The following is a 21411-nucleotide window of genomic DNA, read 5'->3' on the forward strand; positions in this document are numbered from 1 at the left end:
TTAGATGTCGCGGCTGGACCGGTCGGCCCGCTCGGAGGCCTCGCGGAACAGGTTGATCGCGGGCAGGTGCTTCTCGCGCAGCTCGGCGTTGCGCACGCCCAGGCCCTCGGTCGGCGCGAGGCAGAGCACGCCGACCTTGCCCTGGTGCTTGTTCTGGTGGACGTCGAGCGCGGCCTGGCCGGCCTGGTCGAGGCTGTAGACCTTGGAGACGGTCGGGTGGATCTTGCCCTTGGCCACCAGGCGGTTGGCCTCCCAGGCCTCGCGGTAGTTGGCGAAGTGCGAGCCGACGATCTTCTTCAGCGACATCCACAGGTAGCGGTTGTCGTACTGGTGCATGAAGCCGGAGGTGGAGGCGCAGGTGACGATGGTGCCGCCCTTGCGGGTGACGTAGACCGAGGCGCCGAAGGTCTCGCGGCCCGGGTGCTCGAAGACGATGTCCACGTCCTCGCCGCCGGTCAGCTCGCGGATCCGGCTGCCCAGGCGCTTCCACTCGCGCGGGTCCTGGGTGTTCTCGTCCTTCCAGAACCGGTAGCCCTCGGCGGAGCGGTCGATGATCGCCTCGGCGCCCATCGCCCGGCAGATCCCGGCCTTCTGCTCGTTGGAGACCACGCAGATCGGGGTGGCGCCGCCGGCCAGCGCGTACTGGGTGGCGTAGGAGCCGAGGCCGCCGCTGGCGCCCCAGATCAGCACGTTGTCGCCCTGCTTCATGCCCGCGCCGTTCTGCGAGACCAGCTGGCGGTAGGCGGTGGAGTTGACCAGGCCGGGGGAGGCGGCCTCCTCCCAGGTCAGGTGGGCGGGCTTGGGCATCAGCTGGTTGGTCTTCACCAGGGCCAGCTGGGCGAGACCGCCGAAGTTGGTCTCGAAGCCCCAGATCCGCTGCTCCGGGTCCATCATCGTGTCGTTGTGGCCGTCCGAGGACTCCAGCTCGACCGAGAGGCAGTGGGCGACGACCTCGTCGCCCGGCTTCCAGGCGTTGACCCCGGCACCGGTGCGCAGCACCACGCCCGCGAGGTCCGAACCGAGCACGTGGTACGGCAGGTCGTGGCGCTTGGTGAGCGGGGAGAGCCGGCCGTAGCGCTCCAGGAAGCCGAAGGTGGAGACCGGCTCGAAGATCGAGCTCCACACGGTGTTGTAGTTCACCGCGCTGGCCATCACGGCGACCAGGGCCTCGCCCGGGCCCAGCTCGGGCAGGGCGACCTCGTCGAGGTGGAGGGACTTGCGGGGGTCCTTGTCGCGGCTGTCGAGGCCCGCGAACATCTGCTCCTCGTCCTTGTGGAGCGTGACGGCCCGGTAGGACTCCGGCAGCTTGAGCGCGGCGAAGTCCGCGGAGCTGCTGTCGGAGCTGAGGATCGCGTCGAGGATTTCCTTCATGGCTGCCTCCGAAGGCGTACCTGTGTGAGGGGCACAGGGCGTCTGGGGGAGCCGGGAGCGGACACCGGCTTCGCTGAGATGGGTGGTGGGTGGGTTCGGCTGGTGGGCCGGGCTGCTGCTCGCCCCCGGGGTGTGGGAGCGCCGGACGACGGCGCGCCGAGGTGGGGAGCCGCGGCGCCGCGACTGGTGGGTAACAAGGTAGTGGCACCCTGTGCCACTCGTAAAGACACCGGGTGTCATCAATTCAGGTGAATCAAATCCCCGTTCGACCGCCCGGTCGCGGGCCTCGCGCGGGCATGCGAAGGGCCCGTACCGGCAATCCGGTACGGGCCCTGGAAAACTGCTCCGACCTGCGGAAACGCTCCCGCTCAGGCCTCCCGTGCGCCGCTCAGCGCGGCTCTGATGCTGTCCACCACCACGTCCAGCGGAGCGTCGGTGCGGGCCACTGTGATGAGCACCTCACCTCCGGGGCTGGCACTCAGTGCGCTCATGGCGGCGGCCTCCAGCGGCGTCACACTGGCACCGGGTGCCACAAGAGATCCACGCCGACGGGCGCCCGGTGCCGCGGACGCCCAGAAGGTGCCCCGGATCACCTCGAAGGAGTGGTCCAGCTGCGCCTCCACGTCGCCCCGGCCGCCGGCCCGCAGCCAGCGCCGCAGCACGTGGTTGTGCGCCGCCACGACCGCCGCCGCCGACACCTCGGCCAGCATCGAGTCGTCCTCGCCGCCGCGCTGCCAGCCCGGCGGGATCTCCTCGGCGGTGTCGAAGCGCCCGAGCAGGTAGCGGGTGAACAGCCGCTCGTAGCGGGCCACCACCGCGATCTCCCGCTCGCGCAGCGCCGGGACCTGACGGATCAACTGGTACCGCGCCACCGACACCGCCGGGGTGGAGGCGTACATCCGCAGCACCTCCTTGATGCCCCGGCAGACCACGTCCAGCGGGTGCTCCTCGGACTCGGCGCTGGCCAGCAGGTCGGCGACCCGGACCAGGGTGTCGTCGTGGTCCGGGAAGATCGCCTCCTCCTTGGACCGGAAGTACCGGAAGAAGGTCCGCCGGGCCACTCCGGCGGCGGCCGCGATCTGGTCGACCGTGGTCTCCTCGTAGCCCTGCGAGGCGAACAGCTCCATCGCGGCCGTGGCCAGGTCCTGGCGCATCTGCTGGCGCTGGGCGGCCGCCCGGCGGCTGCCCGGCCCCGGCTCGGCGGCGGCCGGCCCGGCACCGGACGGCCGGTCGGCGCCGCGCGGTACGGCGGAGTGCTGCGGGGAGGCTGACTGAACCCGATCCATGGCCGGAACGCTACACGCCCCCGACCCCGGCCCCGCGGGCCTTCCCCGGCGGACCGGCGCGACCGGGCCGGTCACGGCCGGTCTCGGCCACCGGGCGGACACCGTACCGGGGATCCAGCCGGTCCGCGGCTGCCCGCTCGGCACCGCACCGGCCGGCACCGCACCGGTCGGCGGCGCGCCCCCGGCCGGCGCGCCGCCGCCCACCGGGCCCGCACCGGGCCCGCCCGCCGACGCCGTGCTCACCGGCGTGCGTGGTCGCGGAAGCCGCGGCCGGTCTTGCGGCCCAGGCAGCCCGCCGCCACCAGGTGCTCCAGCAGCGGTGCCGCCGCCAGCCCCGGCTCGCGGAACTCCTGGTGCAGCACCTGCTCGATGGTCAGCGAGACGTCCAGGCCGACCACGTCCAGCAGCTCGAACGGGCCCATCGGGTAGCCGCAGCCGAGCTTCATCGCGGTGTCGATGTCGTCCACCGTCGCGTAGTGCTCCTGCAGCATCCGCACCGCGTCGTTCAGGTACGGGAAGAGCAGCGCGTTGACGATGAACCCGGCCCGGTCGCCGCACTCCACCGGGTGCTTGCGCACCTTCGCGCACAGTTCCAGCGCGGTCGCGGTGACGTCCGGGGCGGTCAGCACGGTGGAGACCACCTCGACCAGCTTCATGGCCGGCGCCGGGTTGAAGAAGTGCATGCCGACCACGTCCTGCGGCCGCGAGGTGGCCGTGGCGCAGCTGATCACCGGCAGCGAGGAGGTGGTGGTGGCGAGCACCGCGCCCGGCTTGACGATCTTGTCCAGGGTGGCGAACAGCTCCTGCTTGACCGCGAGGTCCTCGGCGACCGCCTCGACCACCAGGTCCACCTGGGCCAGCTCGGCGTACTGCCCGACCGGCGTCACCAGGGCCAGCGCCGCGTCGCGCTGCTCCTCGGTCAGCCGGCCCTTGGCCACCGAGCGGTCCAGCGACTTCGCCAGCTGCGCCTTGGCCCGGTCCGCCTTCTCCTGGCTGCGGGCGGCCAGCAGCACCGGGTGGCCGGCCTTGGCGAACACCTCGACGATGCCGGTCGCCATGGTGCCCGAGCCGCAGACGCCGATGGTGCGCACCTCGCGGCCCGGCACCCGGGCGGTGGCGCCGCCGGCGGCCGCGTCGACCGCCTTGGAGGAGCCCGGCGCCTCGTAGGTGTAGAAGCCCCGGCCCGACTTGCGGCCCAGCAGCCCGGCCGCCACCAGCTGGCCGAGGATCGGCGCGGGCGCGTGCAGGCGGTCCCGGGACTGCTCGTACATCGCCTCCAGCACCGTGCGGGCGGTGTCCACGCCGATCAGGTCGAGCAGCGCCAGCGGGCCCATCGGCAGGCCGCAGCCGAGCCGCATCGCGGCGTCGATGTCCTCGCGGCTGGCGTACCGGGACTCGAACATCGCGGCGGCCTGGTTCAGGTACGCGAAGAGCAGGCCGTTCACCACGAAGCCGGCCCGGTCGCCGGCCGCGACCGGCTCCTTGCCGAGGTCCCGGGCGAAGGCCGAGGCGTCCACGGCCACCTGCGGGGCGGTCAGCACGGTGCGGACCACCTCGACCAGCTTCATGGTGTGCACCGGGTTGAAGAAGTGCAGGCCCAGCACCCGCTCGGGGCGGGCGGTGGCGGCGGCGATCCGGGTCACCGACAGCGCGGTGGTCCCGGTCGCCAGCACCGTCTGCGGCGGGCAGATCCGGTCCAGCTCGGCGAACAGCTCCCGCTTCAGCTCCAGCTGCTCGGGGACCTCCTCGATCACCAGGTCCGCCTCGGCGGCGGCCTCCAGCGAGGTGCCCACCGTGATCAGCGCGAGCGCCGCGGCCCGGTCCTCGGCGGTGATCCGCTCACGTGCCACCGCGTGCGCGGTCGCCTCCTCGATCCGGGCGAGCGCCCGGGCGGCGGCGTCCTCGTTGGCCTCGATGCCGATCACCCGGCGGCCGCTCTGCGCGACTGCCACGGCGACGCCGGCACCCATCGTGCCGAGGCCGACCACGGCGACCGTGGGGAAGGGACGCTTCATTGTCCTGACTCCTTGTCATGGGAGGCCCGCGCGCGCTCCGGCGGGCGCGCCGCCGCGCCCGTACGCCGGGGGCGGCCGCCGCCGGAGGAGGGTTCGCGCGCGGGGGCTTGGGAGATGACGGTTGCGGCGCACGCGTGCAGCCGCCGGTCCGCTCCGGCCGTGCTGCGGGTGTGCCGTGGTACTCAGGCGCTCAAGGTGAAGGAAGCGGCTCTGATACGAGGAGGGAATCCGGCCCGCCGCGATCCGCGGCACCGACCGGTGAAAGACGCACCGCCAACCGCCGCCCGCCACACGCGAATCCCGCGTGCCGACGAACGACCCCGCCGGTGCGGCTCCCGAAGCCCGGCGGTGGTGCGTGCGGTCACTGTAGCGAAGCTACCGCCGAGTAGGAAGAGGGCGGAGGCGCCCTTCCGCGGAAATTCGTTCGGTGCGCCGAGCGGGCTTCGCTAGGGTGGGCGGCGCGGGGGCGGCTCCGCGGCGTGCTTCCTTCTCTCATCTCCAAAATGACCCGAGTGCGCCCACTCTCCGCCCCCGCTTCGTCGTATCTCCGGGGGATCCACCAGTGAAGAAGCAGAGCACCACCGCGCCCGACACCCGCCTCGACGACTACCTGCTGCGACGGCTCGGCGCCGTCGCCGTCCCGGGCACCGGGGCCGGGGAGTCCGACCCGTGGAGCGCGCGCGGGCTGCTCGCCCTGGAGGCGGACCTCGCCCAGCGCGGACACCTGCTGACCGCTCCGCTGCGCGCCGCGCTCGGGCGGCTGCGGCCGGCCGCGCTGGCCGACACCGGGCAGGCGCTGCTGCGCCGGCTCGACGCGGCGACCGGCGCCGACCGCAAGCACCAGGCGCTGTTCCGGCGCTTCCCCGACGGCGTGCCCGACCACGCGCACAGCTACTACTCCGCGCACGTGCGCGCCTTCCTGCTTAACCAGCCGAACCAGATCTGCGCCTGCTGCGAGTGCGTCGGCGCCGAGTCCGGCATCGGCGCCCTCGCACCCTGCGCCCACCTGCTCTGCGGCGACTGCTACGACGAGCTGGCCGACCACGCCTGCCCGCTCTGCGGCACCCCGATCGCCGAGCAGCGCCACCTGTCACTGGACGCCAAGGCCGTGCGCAACGCCGCCCGCGAGCACGGCCAGGACACCCTGCTGCGCCCGCTGCGGCTGGCCGAGGGCACCGACCCGGCCGCCGCCGCGGCCGCCGAGCTGGGCCGGCTGCTGGGCCGCCGCACCCCGCTGAACCCGCAGGACCGCGAGGACCTCGCCCTGCTGCTCGACCACGCCCCCGCCGACCCGGCCGACTGGCTGCCCGCCGACATCCCCGTCCGGGAGAGCCGGGCCACCGTCCTCGCCGCCCTGCTCCGCCGCGACCAGGCCACCGCCCGGCCGCTGCTCGCCGCCCACCTCACCACCGCCACCGACGTGCTGCGGCTGATCTGGGCCTGGTCCGGGGCCGAGCCCGACCTGCTGCCCGCCACCGCCAAGGGCCTGCGGCTGCGCAACCTGCCCCGCCCGCTGCGCCGCGACCTGCTCGCCGTCCTGGACGCGCTCCCGCTCGGCACCCTCGCCGAGGACCTCGGCCGGCACCGCGCCGCCTGGCTGCGCGCCGGCGAGCTGCTGCACCCGTACGAGCACCGGGCCCGGTTCCCGTACGCCACCGCCGCGTTCGCCGTGCTCCGGCAGAGCGACCTCGACCTGCACGGCCTCGGCCCCGAGCTGCGCGAGGCCCCCGCCCCGCTGCGGGTCGCCGAGACCCCGGGCGGCCACACCCGGCTGGTCGTCGCCACCTTCGCCGCCCGGGTCGAGCGGGCCCTCGCGGGCGGCGACGTGCCCGCCGCCGTCGCCCTGCTGGCCCGCCGCCCCGGCGAGTTCGTCCGCCGACTGCACCACCTGCTGCGGGTGCACGCCTCCTGGAGTCCCGGCGAGCCGCTGCCCGCCGCACTCGCCGACGCCCTGCCCGCGGCCCTACGCAAGGTCGCGCCCGGTCCGCTGCTCGGCGCCTACGGCCGGCTGCGCGGCCCGCGCGAGGTCGGCGAGCGCCGGCTCTACTTCCCGCGCGGACGGGTCTCGCTGGCGCACGCCCGCGACGACTGGGGCACCGAGGTCCCGGTCGCGCTCAGCGCCCCCGTCTGCACGCTGATCGAGGCCGAACTGCTGCGCCGGGCCGGCGAGCACGAGCGGTTCGACCTCGCCGTCCTCGACGAGGGGCTGGCCGACCTGGTGGTCCCGTTCGCCGAGCGGGCCAGTGCCAGGACGCTGGTCGCCCTGCCGCGCGGCAGCGTCCAGCGGCTGCCCGACGGCGGCCGGGTCCGGCTCTTCCTGCACTGGATGCAGACCCCGCGCCAGCGGGTGGACCTCGACCTCTCGGTGGCGCTGTACGACGAGCGGTGGGAGTTCGTCGGCCTGTGCGACTACACCCGCCTGGTGTACGGCAAGCGCGCCGCCGTGCACTCCGGCGACTTCACCTCGGCCCCGCCCCCGCACGGGGCCACCGAGTACGTGGACCTCGACCTGCCGGCGCTGGCCGAGGGGGGCGCCCGGTACGCGGTCGTCATCGTCTTCAGCTACAACGACGTCCCGTTCGAGGAGCTCGCCGACGCCTTCGCCGGGTTCATGGAGCTGGACGCCCCGGAGGCGGCCCGCCACCGCGGCGGCCACTTCCAGGCGGAGGCCGTCCGCCAGCGGCTCGACCTGAGCGGGGACGCCAAGATCTGCGTCCCGATGATCGTCGACCTCGGCCGGCGCACGTACACCTGGACGGACCTCAACACCGGCACCTCCGGCGCCTTCCACAACGTCTGGCGCTACCGGGACCGGATCGGCACCCTGGCCTCGGACGTGCTGGCGCACTTCGCCGAGGGCTCCCGCGCCACGCTCTGGGACCTCGCCTGCGCCACGGCCGCCGCCCGCACCGACGAGGTGCTGGTCCGGGACCGCTCCGGCGGCGTGCTCAGCAGCTACCGCCGGGCCGCCGGCGAGCCGGTGGCGGACTTCGCCGAGCGGTTGCGCGAGGGGTACGGGGCCGACGGCAGGGTGACGGGCCCGGGCCTCGACCGGGTGCTGGCCGAGCAGCTGGTCCTGCGCCGGGTGTTCACCGCACTGGTGCACGCCGACGTCCCGGCTCCCGTCCCCGTCTCGGGCGCGCTCTACCGGCTCTACCCGGGCCCGCTGGACGCCGCGCCCGGCACCCTGGAGCGGCTCACCGCGGGGGATCTGGTGGCCCTGTTCGACCCGGAGGGGTGAACGGGCGGACGAGCGTCCGCCCGAACCACCCGATAGGGGAATTCCCCCTGGTCAGCGGGCGCGGCAGCATGGAGGAATGAGCACCGGAACCGTCGCGTCCGCAGGCCTCGCCGACTCCTCCGAGCCACCCGTCGGCCCCACCGGCCCTGCCGGCCCTGCCGGCCCCGCCGGTCCGGCCGCCGTCGCGCTGCCGCCGCGCGCCGAGCGGGCCGAGCGGGCCCGGCAGGCCGCCGAGCGGCTGCGCGCGGGCGGGGTGGAGGCGGTGGCCGTCACCTGGGTGGACAACGCCGGGATCGCCCGGGCCAAGGCGGTACCGCTGGACGGGCTGGTGCACGCGGCCCAGTGGGGCGTCGGTGCCGCGCCCTGCTTCGACGTCTTCCTGGCCGACGACTCCATCACCACCAGCCGGCTGATCGGCGGCCCGACGGGCGATCTGCGGCTCTACCCGGATCTCGACCGGATCGTCCCGCTGGCCGCCCAGCCCGGCTGGGCCTGGGCGCCGGGGGAGCGGTACACCCAGGCGGGCGGCCCGCACCCGGGCTGCCAGCGGCTGTTCGCCCGCCGGATGGAGGCCGCCGCCGCCACCCGCGCGCTCGGCGTCAAGGCCGGCATCGAGGTCGAGTGGACGGTCGCCCTGGCCGGCCCGCCGCAGCAGGAGCCGCAGTACCCGACGTACGGCCCGGCCTACGGCATGCAGCGGCTGACCGACCTCTCCGACTACCTGCGGGACGTCCTGCGCGCGCTCGGCGAGCAGGGGCTGACGGTGCTCCAGATCCACCCCGAGTACGCCCCGGGCCAGTTCGAGGTGTCGCTCGCCCCCGAGGGGGCGGTCGGCGCCGCCGACACCTCCGTCCTGGTCCGGCACACCATCCGGGCGGTCGGCGCCCGGCACGGGCTGCGGGCCTCCTTCGCGCCCGTGGTCGAGGCCGGCGCGGTCGGCAACGGCGGCCACCTCCATCTGAGCCTGTGGCGCGACGGGCGGAACCTCGGCCGCGGCGGCCCCGGCCCGCACGGACTGACGGCCGAGGCCGAGGGCTTCCTCGCCGGGGTGCTCGGCGCGCTGCCCGAGCTGCTGGTGCTCGGCTGCTCCAGCCCCGCCGGGTACCTGCGACTGGTGCCCTCGCACTGGGCCGGCGCCTACCAGTGCTGGGGCCTGGAGAACCGGGAGGCCGCGCTGCGGCTGGTCACCGGCTCCTCGGGGGAGCGCTCCACCGCCGCCAACGCCGAGGTCAAGTGCTTCGACGCCACCGCCAACCCGTACCTCGCGGTCGGCGCGGTGCTCGCGGCCGGCCTCGCCGGACTGGACCAACGGCTCGCGCTGCCACCGGAGTTCACCGGCGATCCGGCCCAGGCCGCACCCGGGACGGTCCCCCGGTTGCCGTCCGGCCCGGCCGAGGCGGTCGCGGCCTACCAGAAGTCCGCGGTGCTCCGCGAGGCACTCGGCGACCCCCTGTTCGAGGCGGTGCTGGCCGTCCGGCAGGCGGAGATCGAGCAGTACGCCTCGGCCACCCCCGAGCAGCTGGTGGCGGCCACCCGCTGGCGGTACTGACCGGTGGCCCCGCTGGACGTCCCCGCGCTGGTCGACCACCACTGCCACAGCGTGGTGGCGGCCGAGCTCGCCGACGACGTGCTGGCCGGGCTGCTCACCGAGTCCGACCGGCCGCCCGCGCCCGGCTGCTCGCCGTTCGACAGCGCGCTCGGCCTCGCCGTCCGCCGCTGGTGCCCGCCCGCGCTCGGGCTCCCGGCGCACGCCCCGGCCGCCGACTACCTGGCCCGCCGGCGCGAGCTCGGCGCCGCCGAGGCCACCCGGCGGCTGCTCGCGGCCGCCGCCCTGGACACCTGCCTGGTGGACACCGGGCTGACCGCGGCGGGCGGTCACCCGCTGCTGCCGCTGGGCGAGCTCGCCGAGGTGTCGGGCGCCCGGGTGCGCGAGGTGGTCCGGCTGGAGGCCGTCGTCGAGTCGCTCGCCCCGGCGGCCGCCGACTGGCCGGCCGCCGTGCGCGCGGCGCTGGAGTCGGCGGCGGCCGGCGCGGTGGCGGTCAAGTCGGTGCTGGCCTACCGCGGCGGCCTGGCGGTGCCCCCCGAGCGGCCCGCCACCCGGGAGGTGGTCGCCGCCGCCGGGGCGCGGCTGCGGGCCGGCCACGGGCGGCTGACCGACCCGGTCCTGCTGCACCACCTGCTCTGGACGGCCCTGGACGTCTGCGCCGGGCTCGGCCTGCCGCTCCAGCTGCACACCGGGTTCGGGGATCCGGATCTGACCCTGCACCGGGCCGACCCGTCGCTGCTGACCGGGTTCGTCCGGGCGGCCGAGCCGAGCGGCGTGCCGCTGGTGCTCCTGCACTGCTACCCGTACCACCGGCAGGCCGGCTGGCTGGCCCAGGCCTTCCCGCAGGTGTACACCGACCTCGGACTGACGGCCTCCTACGTCGGCCCCCGGGCGGCCGCCGTGCTCGGCGAGATGCTGGAGCTGGTGCCGTTCGGCAAGCTCCTGTTCTCCACCGACGCCTACGGCCTGCCGGAGCTGTACCTGGTCGGCGCGGCCCAGTTCCGGCACGGCCTGGGCAGCCTGCTGGACGGCTGGCGGGCCGACGGCGCCTGTACGGCGGCCGACGCGCAGCGCCTCGCCCGGCAGGTGGCCGCCGGCAACGCCCGCCGCCTGTACCGGCTCTGACCGCCGCCCCGGCCCCCTCCGACCGCCGCCTGGCCCGACGCCGAACGCCGCCCCGCCCCGGCCCGGTACCGGGGAATCGGCCGAGGTGAGCCGCCGTCACCCGTCTGGCGGGTTGTTCGCGGTGGATCGTCTGCGCTCGGCCGAATTGACGGCGCGGGGAAGCCAGTTTATTCACCGTATGGATTGACATCCCGTCCGTGGCCTGGAGTCATCGACCTCGCAAGTGTTCGAACTGTGTCGATTAGATGACTACCTCTTGCGGATTGCAACGCATGTTCACTAGCGTCCCGATCATTCCAGTGCACCTGCCAACCGCAGTTGTGCATGACGACTCGGGAGGGCCAACCCCTATGAGTGTTCCTCGGATCAGCCGGACCCGGTACGCCGCGGTGGGCCTCGTCCTCGCCACGGCCGGCGCCATGGTGCTGCCGGCCGGTACCGCCGTCGCGGCCACCGGGGCCGAGCCGACCACCGGACCGCTGCTCAGCTACGTCGTGAACACCCAGGCCAACCACGGCCAGGTGCAGAAGGTCGAGAAGGCCATCACGACCCTCGGCGGCTCCGTGGTGTACTCGTACGAGCAGATCGGCGTGGTGATCGCCCGCTCGACCGACACCCAGTTCGCCGCCAAGCTGCGGCACGCGAAGGGCGTCCAGTCGGTCGGCGCCAGCCGCACCAAGGGCATCACGGCCGCCGAATCCCGGAAGGCCGAGGTCGCCGCCGACCCGACCCCCGAGGCCGTCGCCGCCGCCACGGCCGCCGGCGAGGAGCCCAACTGGGCCAACCAGTGGGACATGCGCCAGATCGGCGTGGACAAGGCGCACAAGCTGTCGCTCGGCAGCAACAAGGTCACCGTCGGCGTGCTGGACTCCGGCATCGACGCCAACCACGAGGACCTCAAGGCCAACGTGGACGCCTCGCAGTCGGTCTCCTGCATCGACGGCGGCAAGCCGAACACCGCCTTCGAGGCCTGGCAGCCCGGCGTCGACGGCGACCACGGCACCCACGTGGCCGGCACCATCGCCGCCGCCAAGAACGGCAAGGGCATCGAGGGCATCGCCCCGAACGTCAAGCTGGCCGCCGTCAAGGTGGTCGACGACGGCGGGTTCATCTACCCGGAGTACGCGGTCTGCGGCTTCGTCTGGGCCGGTGAGCACCACTTCAAGGTGACGAACAACAGCTACTTCGTCGACCCGTGGATGTTCAACTGCCAGAACGACGCGGACCAGGCGGCGATCACCACCGCCGTCCGCCGCGCCGTCGAGTTCTCGCAGCGCAAGGGCGTCCTCAACGTGGCCGCCGCGGGCAACGAGAACATCGACCTCGCCCACAAGACCAAGGACGTCGCCAGCCCGGACGACACCACCCCGGGCGAGCGCCCGATCACCCAGGACTGCCTGAACCTGCCGACCGAGCTGGACGGCGTCGTGTCGGTCTCCTCGGTGGGTGTCAACGGCGACAAGTCGTACTACTCCAGCTACGGCAAGAACAAGGTCACCGTGGCCGCCCCCGGTGGCGACCGCCGGTACCAGATCCCGAACACCCCGGACCAGAACGGCCGCACCCTGTCCACCATCCCGGGTGGCAAGTACGGCTACATGCAGGGCACCTCGATGGCCTCGCCGCACGCCGCCGGCGTGCTCGCGCTGCTCGCCAGCACCTTCCCGTGGGCCAGCCCCGAGGAGCTGACCGAGATGCTGACCAGCCAGGCCGAGTCGCACGCCTGCCCGACGGCCCCGTTCAACCCGGGCGGTGCCGGTGAGTGGACCGCCAACTGCGAGGGCGGCGCGGACGACAACGGCTTCTACGGCGCGGGCATCATCAACGCCGAGAAGGCGGTCCAGTGGTGGCGCTGAGGCGCCGGCACCCCGCCGGACCGGGCCTGACGGCCTGACCCGGCACTGAACCACCGAAGGGTGGGGAGTGGGACTCATCGTCCCGCTCCCCACCCTTTTTTGAGTACCGGTACTCAGGTGGCGGCCCCGGCCGGATCACCAGAATGGACCCGTCAGCGCGACCGGGAACGTCTTCGAGGAGCAGAGCGGCATGGCACAGACCTTCGGCGGATGGCAGCCCCCGGCCCGTCAGGGCGGCGGGCGGAGCTGGCCGTGGCTGCTGGTGGGCATCGCCCAGCTGCTCGCCGCCGGCCCGATGCTGGGCCTGGTGGTCGGCGGCGGCCTGGTGGTCGCCGTGATGGGGTTCGCCTCCGGCGCGGGCGTCGGCGATGTGCTGCCGGTGCTGCTGGGGCTGGTCGCGGGCCCCCTGGTGGGTCTGGCGGTACCGGCGCTGGCGCTGCTCTCGCCCTCGGTGCGCCGGGTGAACCGGGCCGCGCTCTTCGCGCTGCACTGCCTCGGCCTGCTGGTCGGGACGGCGGTCGCCTACTTCGGCTGGGTCCGCCCCGCGATGGGCTGACCGCAGGCCCGGGGCGCGCCTTCGAACCCCGCCTGCGAGCCGGTCACTCCACGTGCCGGCCCCACTCCGTCCCGACGGACGGCTTGCCGTGCAGGTCCGGGACCTCCTGGAGCCAGGCGGGCCGGCCCGCCCGGGAGCGGGCGGCCCGGCGGGCCTCGGCCTCGCGCAGCTGCTCGGTGGTGGCGAAGCCCTCCGGCAGCCACTCGGGCGAGCGGGCCGCCCGGGCGGCCAGATGGGCGACGTACGCGCGGCGCAGCGCCTCCACCGAGTCGAAGCCGGGCTCGTCGGCCAGCCACTGCTCGGGGACGAGCGCGAGCACCTCCTCCAGCAGCCCGGTGGTGACCAGCGGGCCGAGCTCCTCGTCGGCCAGCCGGACGTCCGGCCGGTAGCCGCCGAGGGCGTGGGCGCTGAGGTCGTAGCGCTTGCCGACGGCCGCCTCGGCGCCGGCCCAGCGGTGGTGGAAGATCAGCGCGGCGCCGTTGTCGATCAGCCAGAGCCGGCGGTGCCAGACCATCAGGTTCGGGTTGTGCACGGTGCGGTCGACATTGCCGGTGAGCGCGTCCAGCCAGACCACCCGCCCTGCCTCGGCCGGGTCGACGGGGATCATGCCGGGCTTGAAGTCGACCGCACCGGGCAGCAGGTCCATCCCGAGGTTGATCCCGCCGCTGGCCCGCAGGACGCCCTGGATCTCGGCGTCGGGCTCGCCGTCGGCGACCGCCGGGTCGAAGTCGACCAGCCGCAGCTCCGGGACGCGCAGTCCGAGCCGGCGGGCGAGCTCGCCGACGATCACCTCGGCCACCAGCGCCTTGCGGCCCTGCGCGGCGCCGGTGAACTTCACCACGTAGGTGCCCAGGTCGTCGGTCTCCACGACGCCGGGTACCGAGCCGCCGGCCCGCAGCGGGTCGACATAGCGCACTGCTGTCACCTGATCGAGCACACCGGCCACCCTAGCGCGGCGCTCCTACCGGCCGTGTCCCGCCACCTCGCGGGCGTCCGCCAGCGCCTGCCGGACGGCGCCCGGGATGTCGGTGACGGGGAAGACGGCCCGGCGCACCACCCGCTCGCGGTCCAGCACCAGGATCGCCCGCTTGAGCCGCAGGCCCTGGCCGACGTGGAAGGTGGGCAGCCGCAGGGCGGCCGCCAGCCGGACGTCGAGGTCGGACAGCAGCGGGAAGGGGATCTCCTCGGCCTCGGCGAACTCCCGCTGCTCGTCCGGTCGCTGGGTGGAGATCCCGCGCAGCGCCAGCCCGGCCGCGCGGAACTCCGGGTAGGCCTCGCGGAACAGCCGGTTCTCCAGGGTGCAGCCGACGGCGCCGGGGATGGCACTCCAGGAGGCGGGCAGCGGTGCGGGCCGGCCGGTGGCGGGGTAGCAGAACAGCACGGTGGCGCCGGCCGCCGGGTCGACCGGGTCGAGCTCGCCGCCGGTGTGGGCGGGCAGCGTGAGGGCGGGCAGTCGGGTGCCCGGGAGCGCGGCCATCCGGGCGGCCTCGGCGCTGTCGGGCGCGGCGGAGCCGGAGAGCGAGCCGTCGCCGAGCAGCCAGCGGTCGGCCCAGTCCTGCATGGCGACCAGGACCGGCAGCAGCCCCCGCCCGGCCTCGGTCAGCCGGTACTCGTAGCGCACCGGACCCTGCTGGTACGGCACCCGCTCCAGGACGCCGGACTCGGTGAGGTGGCCGAGCCGCTCGGTGAGCACCTTGCGGGAGATGCCCAGCTCGTGCTGGAGCTCGTCGAAGCGCAGCCGCCCGCGGGCCGACTCGCGGACGATCAGGATGCTCCACCAGTCGCCGATCACCGCCGCCGACTGGGCGATCGCGCAGTGCGCATCGTGTGCGGGCACGTCTCTGAGCACCGTTGATCCTCCTCGCCGATCGGGCGGTCCATCCTTGCACCCCCTTGCGGGTTCCGAAAGGGAACTTGTAAGTTCCTTATCGGAACTCATTGAGAGATCGGGGGAACACGGATGCCCGTCGCCTGGGCGACCCTGCACCGGACCTGGACCATGACCAGCCGGGCCTACCCGTGGTCGTACGCCGTCGGCTGCCTGCTGATCGGCGTGTTCACCATCGGACTGTCCTACCTGGGCCTGCACGCCATCGGCGGCGGCTCGGTGGCCGAGGACTTCACGGCCCGCACCGGCGGCGCCGACTACCTCGGCTACATCGCGATCGGCGCGGGCGGCTACATGTTCACCGTGCGGATGCTGCTCTGGAGCAGCAAGGCGCTGATCACCGAACAGCGCCAGGGCACCCTCGGGGCGCTGCTGATCGCCCCGGCCACCCGGCTGCCGTACCTGCTCGGCTTCACCGGCTTCGCGCTGCTCAACACCGCCGTCGAGGTCGGACTGCTCGGCGGCTTCGCCGCGGCGCTCGGCATCACCCTGCCGGCCTGGCACCCGCTGGCCGCCCTCGCCGGGGTGCTCGCACTCGGTGCGGCCGTGTTCGGCGCCGCCGTGCTGCTCGGCGCGCTGATGATCGTCGCCGGCGAGGCGCACATCTCGCAGAACACCGTCTTCCTCGCGGTCTCGCTGCTCTGTGGCATCACCTTCCCCAACAGCTACCTGCCCGCGCCCGCCCAGTGGCTGGCCGAACTGCTGCCGATGACCTCCGCGATGGACGTGCTGCGCGGCGCCCTCGGCGAGGGGCGGCCGCTCGCCGACCTGCTCCCGAGGCTGGTCACCTGCCTCGCGCTCAGCATCGGCTACCTGCTGCTCGGCCTGCGCCTGCTGCCCGCCGCCGAGCGCCGCGCCATCGAACGGAGCTTCTGACCGTGAACCGGACCACCCCGCACCCGGAGCCGCTGACATGATCCGCACCCGCGCCCTGCGCAAGACCTTCCAGACCCGGGAGAAGGGCCTGTTCGGCCCGCGCACCGTGAAGACCGCCGTCGACGGCCTCGACCTGGAGATCCCGCGCGGCCGGGTCACCGGCCTGCTCGGCCTCAACGGCGCCGGCAAGACCTCCACCATCAAGATCCTCGCCACCCTGCTCCGCCCCAGCTCCGGCAGCGTCACCCTGGACGGCCTGGACGTGGTCGAGCACGCCCGGGAGGCCCGCCGCCGGATCAACCTGATCGCGGGCGGCGAGCGGATGGTCTACGGCCGGCTCACCGGCGCCGAGAACCTGCGCTACTTCGGCCGCCTCTACGACGTCCCCACCGCCGTGCTGCGGGTGCGGATCGGCGAGCTGCTGGAGCTGGTCGGCCTCACCGACGCCGCCGACACCCCGGTCGAGCGGTACTCGCGCGGCATGACCCAGCGGCTCTCCATCGCCCGCGGCCTGATCAACGACCCGGCCTACCTGCTGCTGGACGAGCCCACCCTCGGACTGGACGCGCCGATCGCCCGCGACCTGCGCCGGGTGGTCGCCGAACTCGCCGCCGAGGGCCGGGGCGTGCTGCTCACCTCGCACTACCTGGCCGAGGTCGAGGAGCTGTGCGAGCACGTGTACGTGATCTCCGGCGGCCGCCACCTGGCCGCGGGCAGCCCGGCCGCGCTCAAGACGGCGACCGGCAGCCACCGCAGCGTCCGGGTCACCGTCACCAACCCCTCGCCGGAGCTGTCGGACCGGATCGCCGCCTTCACCCGCGGACTCGGCGGCCGCACGGAGCTCGACACCACCGCGGAGGGCGCCCTGCTGGTCACCGTCCGGCACCCGGAGGACATCGCCGGACCGCTGGCCGGCGCGATCGTCGCCGCCGGCGGGTCGATCGGCGGCCTGGAGGTCACCGAGGCCAGCCTGGAGGACGCCGTCCTCGCGCTGACCGACGCGCCCCTGGCGGTGGCCGGATGACCGGCCCGACGCCCGTCGACGCGCCGCTGTTCGCCCTGGCCGACCGGGCCCTTCCGCCGCCGCTCCCGGTGGCCCCGCCCGAGCCGCCACCGCACGCCGCGCACTCCGGTCGGCGGGCCGGACGCCCCGGCCGGGCGCTGCGGCACGCCGCCAAGGTGTTCGCCGCCGAGGCGCTCAAGCAGCACCGCACCCTGTTCGGCCAGCCGCTGGTGCTCGCCTCGATGCTGCTCTGGCCGCTGCTCCAACTCGCCGCCACCTACTACACGCTGCACCCGATCGCGGCCGGCTCGGCCGCCGCCGCCCGCTGGCCGCTCGCCGCCGACCCGGCCCGGCTGCTCGGCTTCCTCGCCACCGGCGCGCTGGCCTGGGCGTTCTTCTTCTCGCTCGTCCAGTCCGCGTGGAACCTCACCTACGAGCGCACCACCGGCACCCTCGAGCTGCTCTTCCTCTCGCCCGCCGACCGGCTCGTCCTGATGATCGCCAACGGCGCCGGCGCACTGCTGCAGAACGCCTGGCTGCTCACCTGCTTCCTGGGGGCCGCCGGGTTCGGCTTCGGCGCCCTGGACGTGGCCGGGCCGTGGATGTACCCGGTGGTACTGCTCGCCCTGCTGCTGCCCGCGGTGGCCTGGGGCGCCCTGCTCAACAGCCTGATGGTGTTCTCCCGGGACTCCGCCTTCGTCTACACCGTGCTGGACGACCCGATGTGGTTCGTCGCCGGGGTCCGCCTGCCGACCTTCGCGCTGCCGGGCGTCCTGCGGGTGCTCGGTGCGGCGCTGCCGCTCACCGGCAGTCTGACGGTGGTGCGCGGAGCGCTGCTGGAGCGGCGGGGCCTCGCCGAGCTGGCCCCGGACCTCGGTTGGCTGGTGCTCCTGTGCGGGCTGCTGCTGGCCGGCGCGGCGCTGGCGCTGCGCCTCGGCGAGGCCCGGGCGCAGCGCACCGGAGGCCTCCGGCTGGCGTGACCGCCGCGCTGTGGTTGGCTTGCCGGTGAAACCGGACGTCTTCACGAGGAGAGCAGGACATGGGACAGGTGCTGGCCACCACCGAGCGGGAGTACGACGCCGCTCCGGAGCAGGTCTACGAGGCGCTCGCCGACTACCAGGTGACCCGTCCGAAGCTGCTGCCCGCCCAGTACAGCGAGTACGAGGTGCGGGCCGGCGGCACCGGCGCGGGGACGCAGGTGCACTGGCGGCTGCAGGCCACCGAGAAGCGGGTGCGGGACTGCCTGTTCACCGTCTCGGCGCCTGCGCCCGACCAGCTGGTGGAGAAGGACGCCAACTCCAGCATGGTGATCACCTGGACGGTCTCGGCGGCCGGCGAGGGCCGGTCCAAGGTGACCGTCTCGGCGACCTGGCAGGGCGCGGGCGGCATCGGCGGCTTCTTCGAGCGGACCTTCGCGCCGAAGGGCCTCAACCGAATCCACGACCAGGTACTGGCCAACCTGGCCGCCGAGGTCCGCTGACCCCCTGCGCGGCGCGTCGCCCGACTCGTAAGAGAATTCGATGAGTTCGGACACCCGTACGAGCCGAACGCCGTACGGGTGGACGGCCGCCACCTGAGGGTGACGGTAGCGGCCCGGCCCGGTGGTGCCACCCTAGGCTCGCCGCCGTGCATATGACGATCCTTCACATTTCCCAGCCGGTGGACGGCGGAGTCGCCCGCGTGGTCACCGACCTGGTCCGCGGCCAACGCGAGGCCGGCCACCGGGTGCTGGTCGCCTGCCCGCAGGGCGGGCGGCTGGCCGAGGAGGCCGCCGCCGTCGGCGCGCTGGTCCAGGACTGGCCCGCCCGCCGCTCACCCGGTCCGGCCACCGCCGCCGAGGCCTGGCGGCTGCGCCGGATCGTCCGGGCCGCCGCGCCCGACATGGTCCATCTGCACAGCGCCAAGGCCGGGTTGGCGGGCCGGCTGGCCATCCGGGGTGCGGTGCCGACCGTCTTCCAGCCGCACGCCTGGTCGTTCGCCGCGGTCGACGGCGCCCTGGCCGCCGCCACCCTGCGCTGGGAGCGGTATGCGACGCGCTGGGCGCACCGGCTGCTCTGTGTCAGCGTCCAGGAGCGGGCCGACGGCGTGGCGGCCGGCCTGCACGCCGACTGGGCGGTGGTGCCCAACGGCGTCGACGTCCGGCACTACGCGCCCGCCGAGCGCCGGGCCGCCCGGATCGCACTCGGCCTGGACCTGGACGCCCCGCTGGCCGTCTGCGTGGGGCGGCTGTGCCGGCAGAAGGGCCAGGACGTGCTGCTCGCCGCCTGGCCGGAGGTGCTCCGCCGGGTGCCGCAGGCCCGGCTGGTGCTGGTCGGCGGGGGCCCGGACGAGACCCGGCTGGCCGACACCGTCCGGGAGTCGGCCGAGCCCTCCCGGGTGCGCCTCGCCGGGGACGTGCCGGATCCGCGGCCCTGGCTGGCGGCGGCCGACCTGGTGGTGCTGCCCTCCCGCTGGGAGGGGATGGCACTGGCACCGCTGGAGGCGATGGCGGCCGGCCGGCCGGTGCTGCTGACCGATGTGCCCGGGGCCCGGGAATGCCTGCCGCCGACCGAGCGGGAAAGCGCCGTGGTGCCGCCCGAGGACGTGTCCGCGCTGATCACCCGAATGGCCGAAGCGCTGTCCGATCCGATCGAATGCGAGCGACGCGGCGCGAGGCTGCGTGAGCATGCCGTCGCACGCCATGACGTGCGTTCGGTAGTCGAACAGGTTGACGCTCTCTATCGCGACCTGCTGGGCGCCGGTCCGGGGGCCGGACGCCGCCGAGCCCGTGTCCCAGAGCGGATCTGATCGTTTCACATGCCGTGAATGCCCGCCGCTCTGGCGCTGTCGTATTCGCACCTCAACCGGATGTGGGCGAGGCGTCAAGTCGGAAATACCTATTAATGGGCGGCTGGAATGAAATGGCAAGTCGACTTCCAGCATTCCGTCCGGCGCTCGGTATTGTCTGATTTTGCCTGCTTCGTTTCGATTTCACTCCGGAAATTCGAGAGAAAACCGAATGCCGCCAGCGGCAGCAGGTGCTGTCAGGACCGCGCCCACCGGGCCGGGACGGCCGCCCCGGGCCAACCGGTGCCGGTGCGCCGCCACCCCGGGCACACAGCAGGGGAGTTCGTGCGCTGATGACCATTGACCACGACAGCGTGCCACGGCCGGGACGGCCCCTGGCAGGCCCCCGGCGGCCCGCCACCGGCGTGCTGGACCGTCCGGCCAGGACCGCCCAGGCCCGCAGCGCGCCGCCGGCCCGCCGGCGCCGCCGGCCGGTCCGCTCGCGGCTCGCCCTGCCCGCCGCCCTGATCGCGGTCGACGCCGTCGCCCTGTGCACCGCCACCGGCCTCGCCAACCGGGCCCTGGACCCGGCCCTGCGGGTCGACCCGCTGCTCGGCGTCGCCGCCCTGCTGCCGCTGCTGCTCGTGCTCAACCTCGCCGGCGGCCTCTACCGCACCCGGCTCACCCTCTCCGTCCTCGACGAGCTCCCCGCACTGAGCGTCCGGGCCGTGGTCGCCACCGCCTTCGCCGTCACCCTGGCCGGCTGCCTCGACGGCCGCTGGCCCGACTGCGGCCCGGCCACCCCGGCCCGGCTGACCGCCCTGCTCGGCGCCCAGCTGCTGCTCGCCGTCTGCGGCCGGGCCCTCGCCTACCACCTCGTCCGCCGGATCCGGCGCAGCCGACCCAGCCCCGTCCTGGTCCTCGGCGCCGGCCGGCTCGGGCGCCGGGTCGCCGCCGCCCTCGGCGAGCGCGGCGAGTACGGGATGCGCCCGGTCGGCTTCCTCGACCCCGACCCGCCGCTGCTGGCCGGCGACACCGACCTGCCCGTGCTCGGCGGCCGCGAGGTGCTGGAGCGCGAGGTCCGCCGCCACCGGGTCCAGCACGTGGTCGCCACCGCCGGCGCCGCCGACGAGGCCGAGACCGCCGCCGCCCTGCGGGACGCCGCCCGGCTCGGCTGCCAGGTCTGGCTGGTGCCCGCGCTGCGCGAGTACGGCTCGCTGGAGACCGGCCGGACGGTCGGCGGCGACCACCTCTGGGGCTTCCCCTGTCTGCGGGTGGGCCGCACCGCGATGCGACGCCCCGGCTGGGCCGCCAAGCGCACCCTGGACGTCACCGCCGCCGCCCTCGGCCTGCTCGCCCTCGCCCCGGTGCTCGCCCTGTGCGCGCTCGCCGTCCGCTTCGACACCGGCCCCGGCGTGCTCTTCCGCCAGCAGCGCACCGGGCTCGACGGCCGGGTCTTCACCGTCCTCAAGTTCCGCACCCTGCGGCCCAGCAACGAGCACGAGTCGGCGACCCGCTGGAACATCTCCCAGGACCACCGGATGGGCGCCGTCGGCAGGCTGATGCGCCGCAGCTCCCTGGACGAGCTGCCGCAGCTGTGGAACGTGCTGCGCGGCGACATGAGCCTGGTCGGCCCGCGCCCCGAGCGCCCCTACTTCGTCATGCGGTTCAGCCAGACCTACCCCGAGTACGCCGACCGCCACCGGGTCCCGGTCGGCCTCACCGGCCTCGCCCAGGTCAACGGCCTGCGCGGCGACACCTCGATCGAGGACCGGGCCCGGTTCGACAACCGCTACATCGAGAGCTGGAGCCTCTGGCAGGACGTCAAGATCCTGCTCCGCACCGCGGCCCTGATGCTCCACCCGGACGGGAGCTGACACCA

General features: G+C 74.4%; 16 protein-coding genes. 11 read left to right on the top strand and 5 right to left on the bottom strand.

Features of this window, described 5'->3' with window-relative positions; translation table 11 throughout:
- The 3 genes from ccrA to ACIGZJ_RS20895 form a co-directional block, all read right to left on the bottom strand.
- On the bottom strand, positions 1-1371 hold the full coding sequence (ccrA, locus tag ACIGZJ_RS20885) for a crotonyl-CoA carboxylase/reductase (RefSeq protein WP_396458590.1): 1371 nt from the start codon (positions 1369-1371) through the stop codon (positions 1-3).
- Between the two features lie 368 nt (positions 1372-1739).
- Positions 1740-2657, bottom strand: coding sequence for a TetR family transcriptional regulator (locus tag ACIGZJ_RS20890; protein WP_396458591.1), 918 nt, complete (start codon positions 2655-2657; stop codon positions 1740-1742).
- Positions 2658-2896: 239 nt separating this feature from the next.
- Positions 2897-4672, bottom strand: a complete 1776-nt coding sequence (locus ACIGZJ_RS20895; protein WP_396458592.1) for a 3-hydroxyacyl-CoA dehydrogenase family protein — start codon at positions 4670-4672, stop codon at positions 2897-2899.
- 562 nt (positions 4673-5234) lie between these two features.
- On the opposite strand from ACIGZJ_RS20895, the gene ACIGZJ_RS20900 reads away from it, so the two are divergent.
- The 5 genes from ACIGZJ_RS20900 (at position 5235) to ACIGZJ_RS20920 (ending at position 12996) form a co-directional block, all read left to right on the top strand.
- Positions 5235-7913, top strand: coding sequence for an MXAN_6230/SCO0854 family RING domain-containing protein (locus tag ACIGZJ_RS20900; RefSeq protein WP_396458593.1), 2679 nt, complete (start codon positions 5235-5237; stop codon positions 7911-7913).
- Positions 7914-7989: 76 nt separating this feature from the next.
- On the top strand, positions 7990-9462 hold the full coding sequence (locus ACIGZJ_RS20905) for a glutamine synthetase (RefSeq protein WP_396458594.1): 1473 nt from the start codon (positions 7990-7992) through the stop codon (positions 9460-9462).
- Between the two features lie 3 nt (positions 9463-9465).
- Entirely contained in the window at positions 9466-10584 is a 1119-nt protein-coding gene (locus tag ACIGZJ_RS20910; protein WP_396458595.1) for an amidohydrolase family protein, read from the top strand.
- 350 nt (positions 10585-10934) lie between these two features.
- Entirely contained in the window at positions 10935-12440 is a 1506-nt protein-coding gene (locus tag ACIGZJ_RS20915) for a S8 family peptidase (protein WP_396458596.1), read from the top strand.
- Between the two features lie 190 nt (positions 12441-12630).
- Entirely contained in the window at positions 12631-12996 is a 366-nt protein-coding gene (locus tag ACIGZJ_RS20920; RefSeq protein ID WP_396458597.1) for a hypothetical protein, read from the top strand.
- Positions 12997-13039: 43 nt separating this feature from the next.
- Here ACIGZJ_RS20920 and ACIGZJ_RS20925 read toward each other — a convergent pair whose 3' ends face one another.
- A complete protein-coding gene (locus ACIGZJ_RS20925; RefSeq protein ID WP_396458598.1) occupies positions 13040-13933 on the bottom strand; it encodes a HipA family kinase in 894 nt (297 codons plus the stop codon).
- A gap of 24 nt (positions 13934-13957) precedes the next feature.
- Positions 13958-14845 (bottom strand): winged helix-turn-helix transcriptional regulator, encoded by an 888-nt coding sequence (locus ACIGZJ_RS20930; protein ID WP_396458599.1) that lies wholly within the window; start codon positions 14843-14845, stop codon positions 13958-13960.
- Positions 14846-14956: 111 nt separating this feature from the next.
- On the opposite strand from ACIGZJ_RS20930, the gene ACIGZJ_RS20935 reads away from it, so the two are divergent.
- The 6 genes from ACIGZJ_RS20935 to ACIGZJ_RS20960 all read left to right on the top strand — a co-directional run bounded on the left by ACIGZJ_RS20935 (position 14957) and on the right by ACIGZJ_RS20960 (position 21406).
- Positions 14957-15760 carry an ABC transporter permease gene (locus ACIGZJ_RS20935; RefSeq protein WP_396458600.1) on the top strand — a complete coding sequence of 268 codons (804 nt, stop codon included), beginning with the start codon at positions 14957-14959 and terminating at the stop codon, positions 15758-15760.
- Positions 15761-15797: 37 nt separating this feature from the next.
- A complete protein-coding gene (locus tag ACIGZJ_RS20940; RefSeq protein WP_396458601.1) occupies positions 15798-16784 on the top strand; it encodes an ABC transporter ATP-binding protein in 987 nt (328 codons plus the stop codon).
- Complete coding sequence (locus ACIGZJ_RS20945) at positions 16781-17743, top strand: ABC transporter permease (RefSeq protein ID WP_396458602.1); 963 nt, start codon at positions 16781-16783, stop codon at positions 17741-17743. The genes ACIGZJ_RS20940 and ACIGZJ_RS20945 overlap by 4 nt, the downstream gene beginning before the upstream one ends.
- Positions 17744-17802: 59 nt before the next feature.
- Entirely contained in the window at positions 17803-18243 is a 441-nt protein-coding gene (locus tag ACIGZJ_RS20950) for an SRPBCC family protein (protein WP_396458603.1), read from the top strand.
- Positions 18244-18395: 152 nt separating this feature from the next.
- Positions 18396-19550 (top strand): glycosyltransferase, encoded by a 1155-nt coding sequence (locus ACIGZJ_RS20955; RefSeq protein WP_396458604.1) that lies wholly within the window; start codon positions 18396-18398, stop codon positions 19548-19550.
- A 332-nt stretch (positions 19551-19882) separates the two neighbouring features.
- On the top strand, positions 19883-21406 hold the full coding sequence (locus ACIGZJ_RS20960; protein ID WP_396458605.1) for an exopolysaccharide biosynthesis polyprenyl glycosylphosphotransferase: 1524 nt from the start codon (positions 19883-19885) through the stop codon (positions 21404-21406).
- Positions 21407-21411 lie beyond the last annotated feature (5 nt).

Source organism: Kitasatospora sp. NPDC052868 (genome assembly GCF_044547105.1).
Lineage (GTDB): Bacteria > Actinomycetota > Actinomycetes > Streptomycetales > Streptomycetaceae > Kitasatospora.

Bases quoted from the DNA above. Each gene is read 5' to 3' on its own strand.
- ACIGZJ_RS20950 (WP_396458603.1), top strand. From the start codon at position 17,803: ATGGGACAGGTGCTGGCCACCACCGAGCGGGAGTACGACGCCGCTCCG.
- ACIGZJ_RS20895 (WP_396458592.1), bottom strand. From the start codon at position 4,672: ATGAAGCGTCCCTTCCCCACGGTCGCCGTGGTCGGCCTCGGCACGATG.
- ACIGZJ_RS20940 (WP_396458601.1), top strand. From the start codon at position 15,798: ATGATCCGCACCCGCGCCCTGCGCAAGACCTTCCAGACCCGGGAGAAG.
- ccrA (WP_396458590.1), bottom strand. From the start codon at position 1,371: ATGAAGGAAATCCTCGACGCGATCCTCAGCTCCGACAGCAGCTCCGCG.
- ACIGZJ_RS20920 (WP_396458597.1), top strand. From the start codon at position 12,631: ATGGCACAGACCTTCGGCGGATGGCAGCCCCCGGCCCGTCAGGGCGGC.
- ACIGZJ_RS20960 (WP_396458605.1), top strand. From the start codon at position 19,883: ATGACCATTGACCACGACAGCGTGCCACGGCCGGGACGGCCCCTGGCA.
- ACIGZJ_RS20905 (WP_396458594.1), top strand. From the start codon at position 7,990: ATGAGCACCGGAACCGTCGCGTCCGCAGGCCTCGCCGACTCCTCCGAG.
- ACIGZJ_RS20915 (WP_396458596.1), top strand. From the start codon at position 10,935: ATGAGTGTTCCTCGGATCAGCCGGACCCGGTACGCCGCGGTGGGCCTC.
- ACIGZJ_RS20955 (WP_396458604.1), top strand. From the start codon at position 18,396: ATGACGATCCTTCACATTTCCCAGCCGGTGGACGGCGGAGTCGCCCGC.
- ACIGZJ_RS20935 (WP_396458600.1), top strand. From the start codon at position 14,957: ATGCCCGTCGCCTGGGCGACCCTGCACCGGACCTGGACCATGACCAGC.
- ACIGZJ_RS20945 (WP_396458602.1), top strand. From the start codon at position 16,781: ATGACCGGCCCGACGCCCGTCGACGCGCCGCTGTTCGCCCTGGCCGAC.
- ACIGZJ_RS20890 (WP_396458591.1), bottom strand. From the start codon at position 2,657: ATGGATCGGGTTCAGTCAGCCTCCCCGCAGCACTCCGCCGTACCGCGC.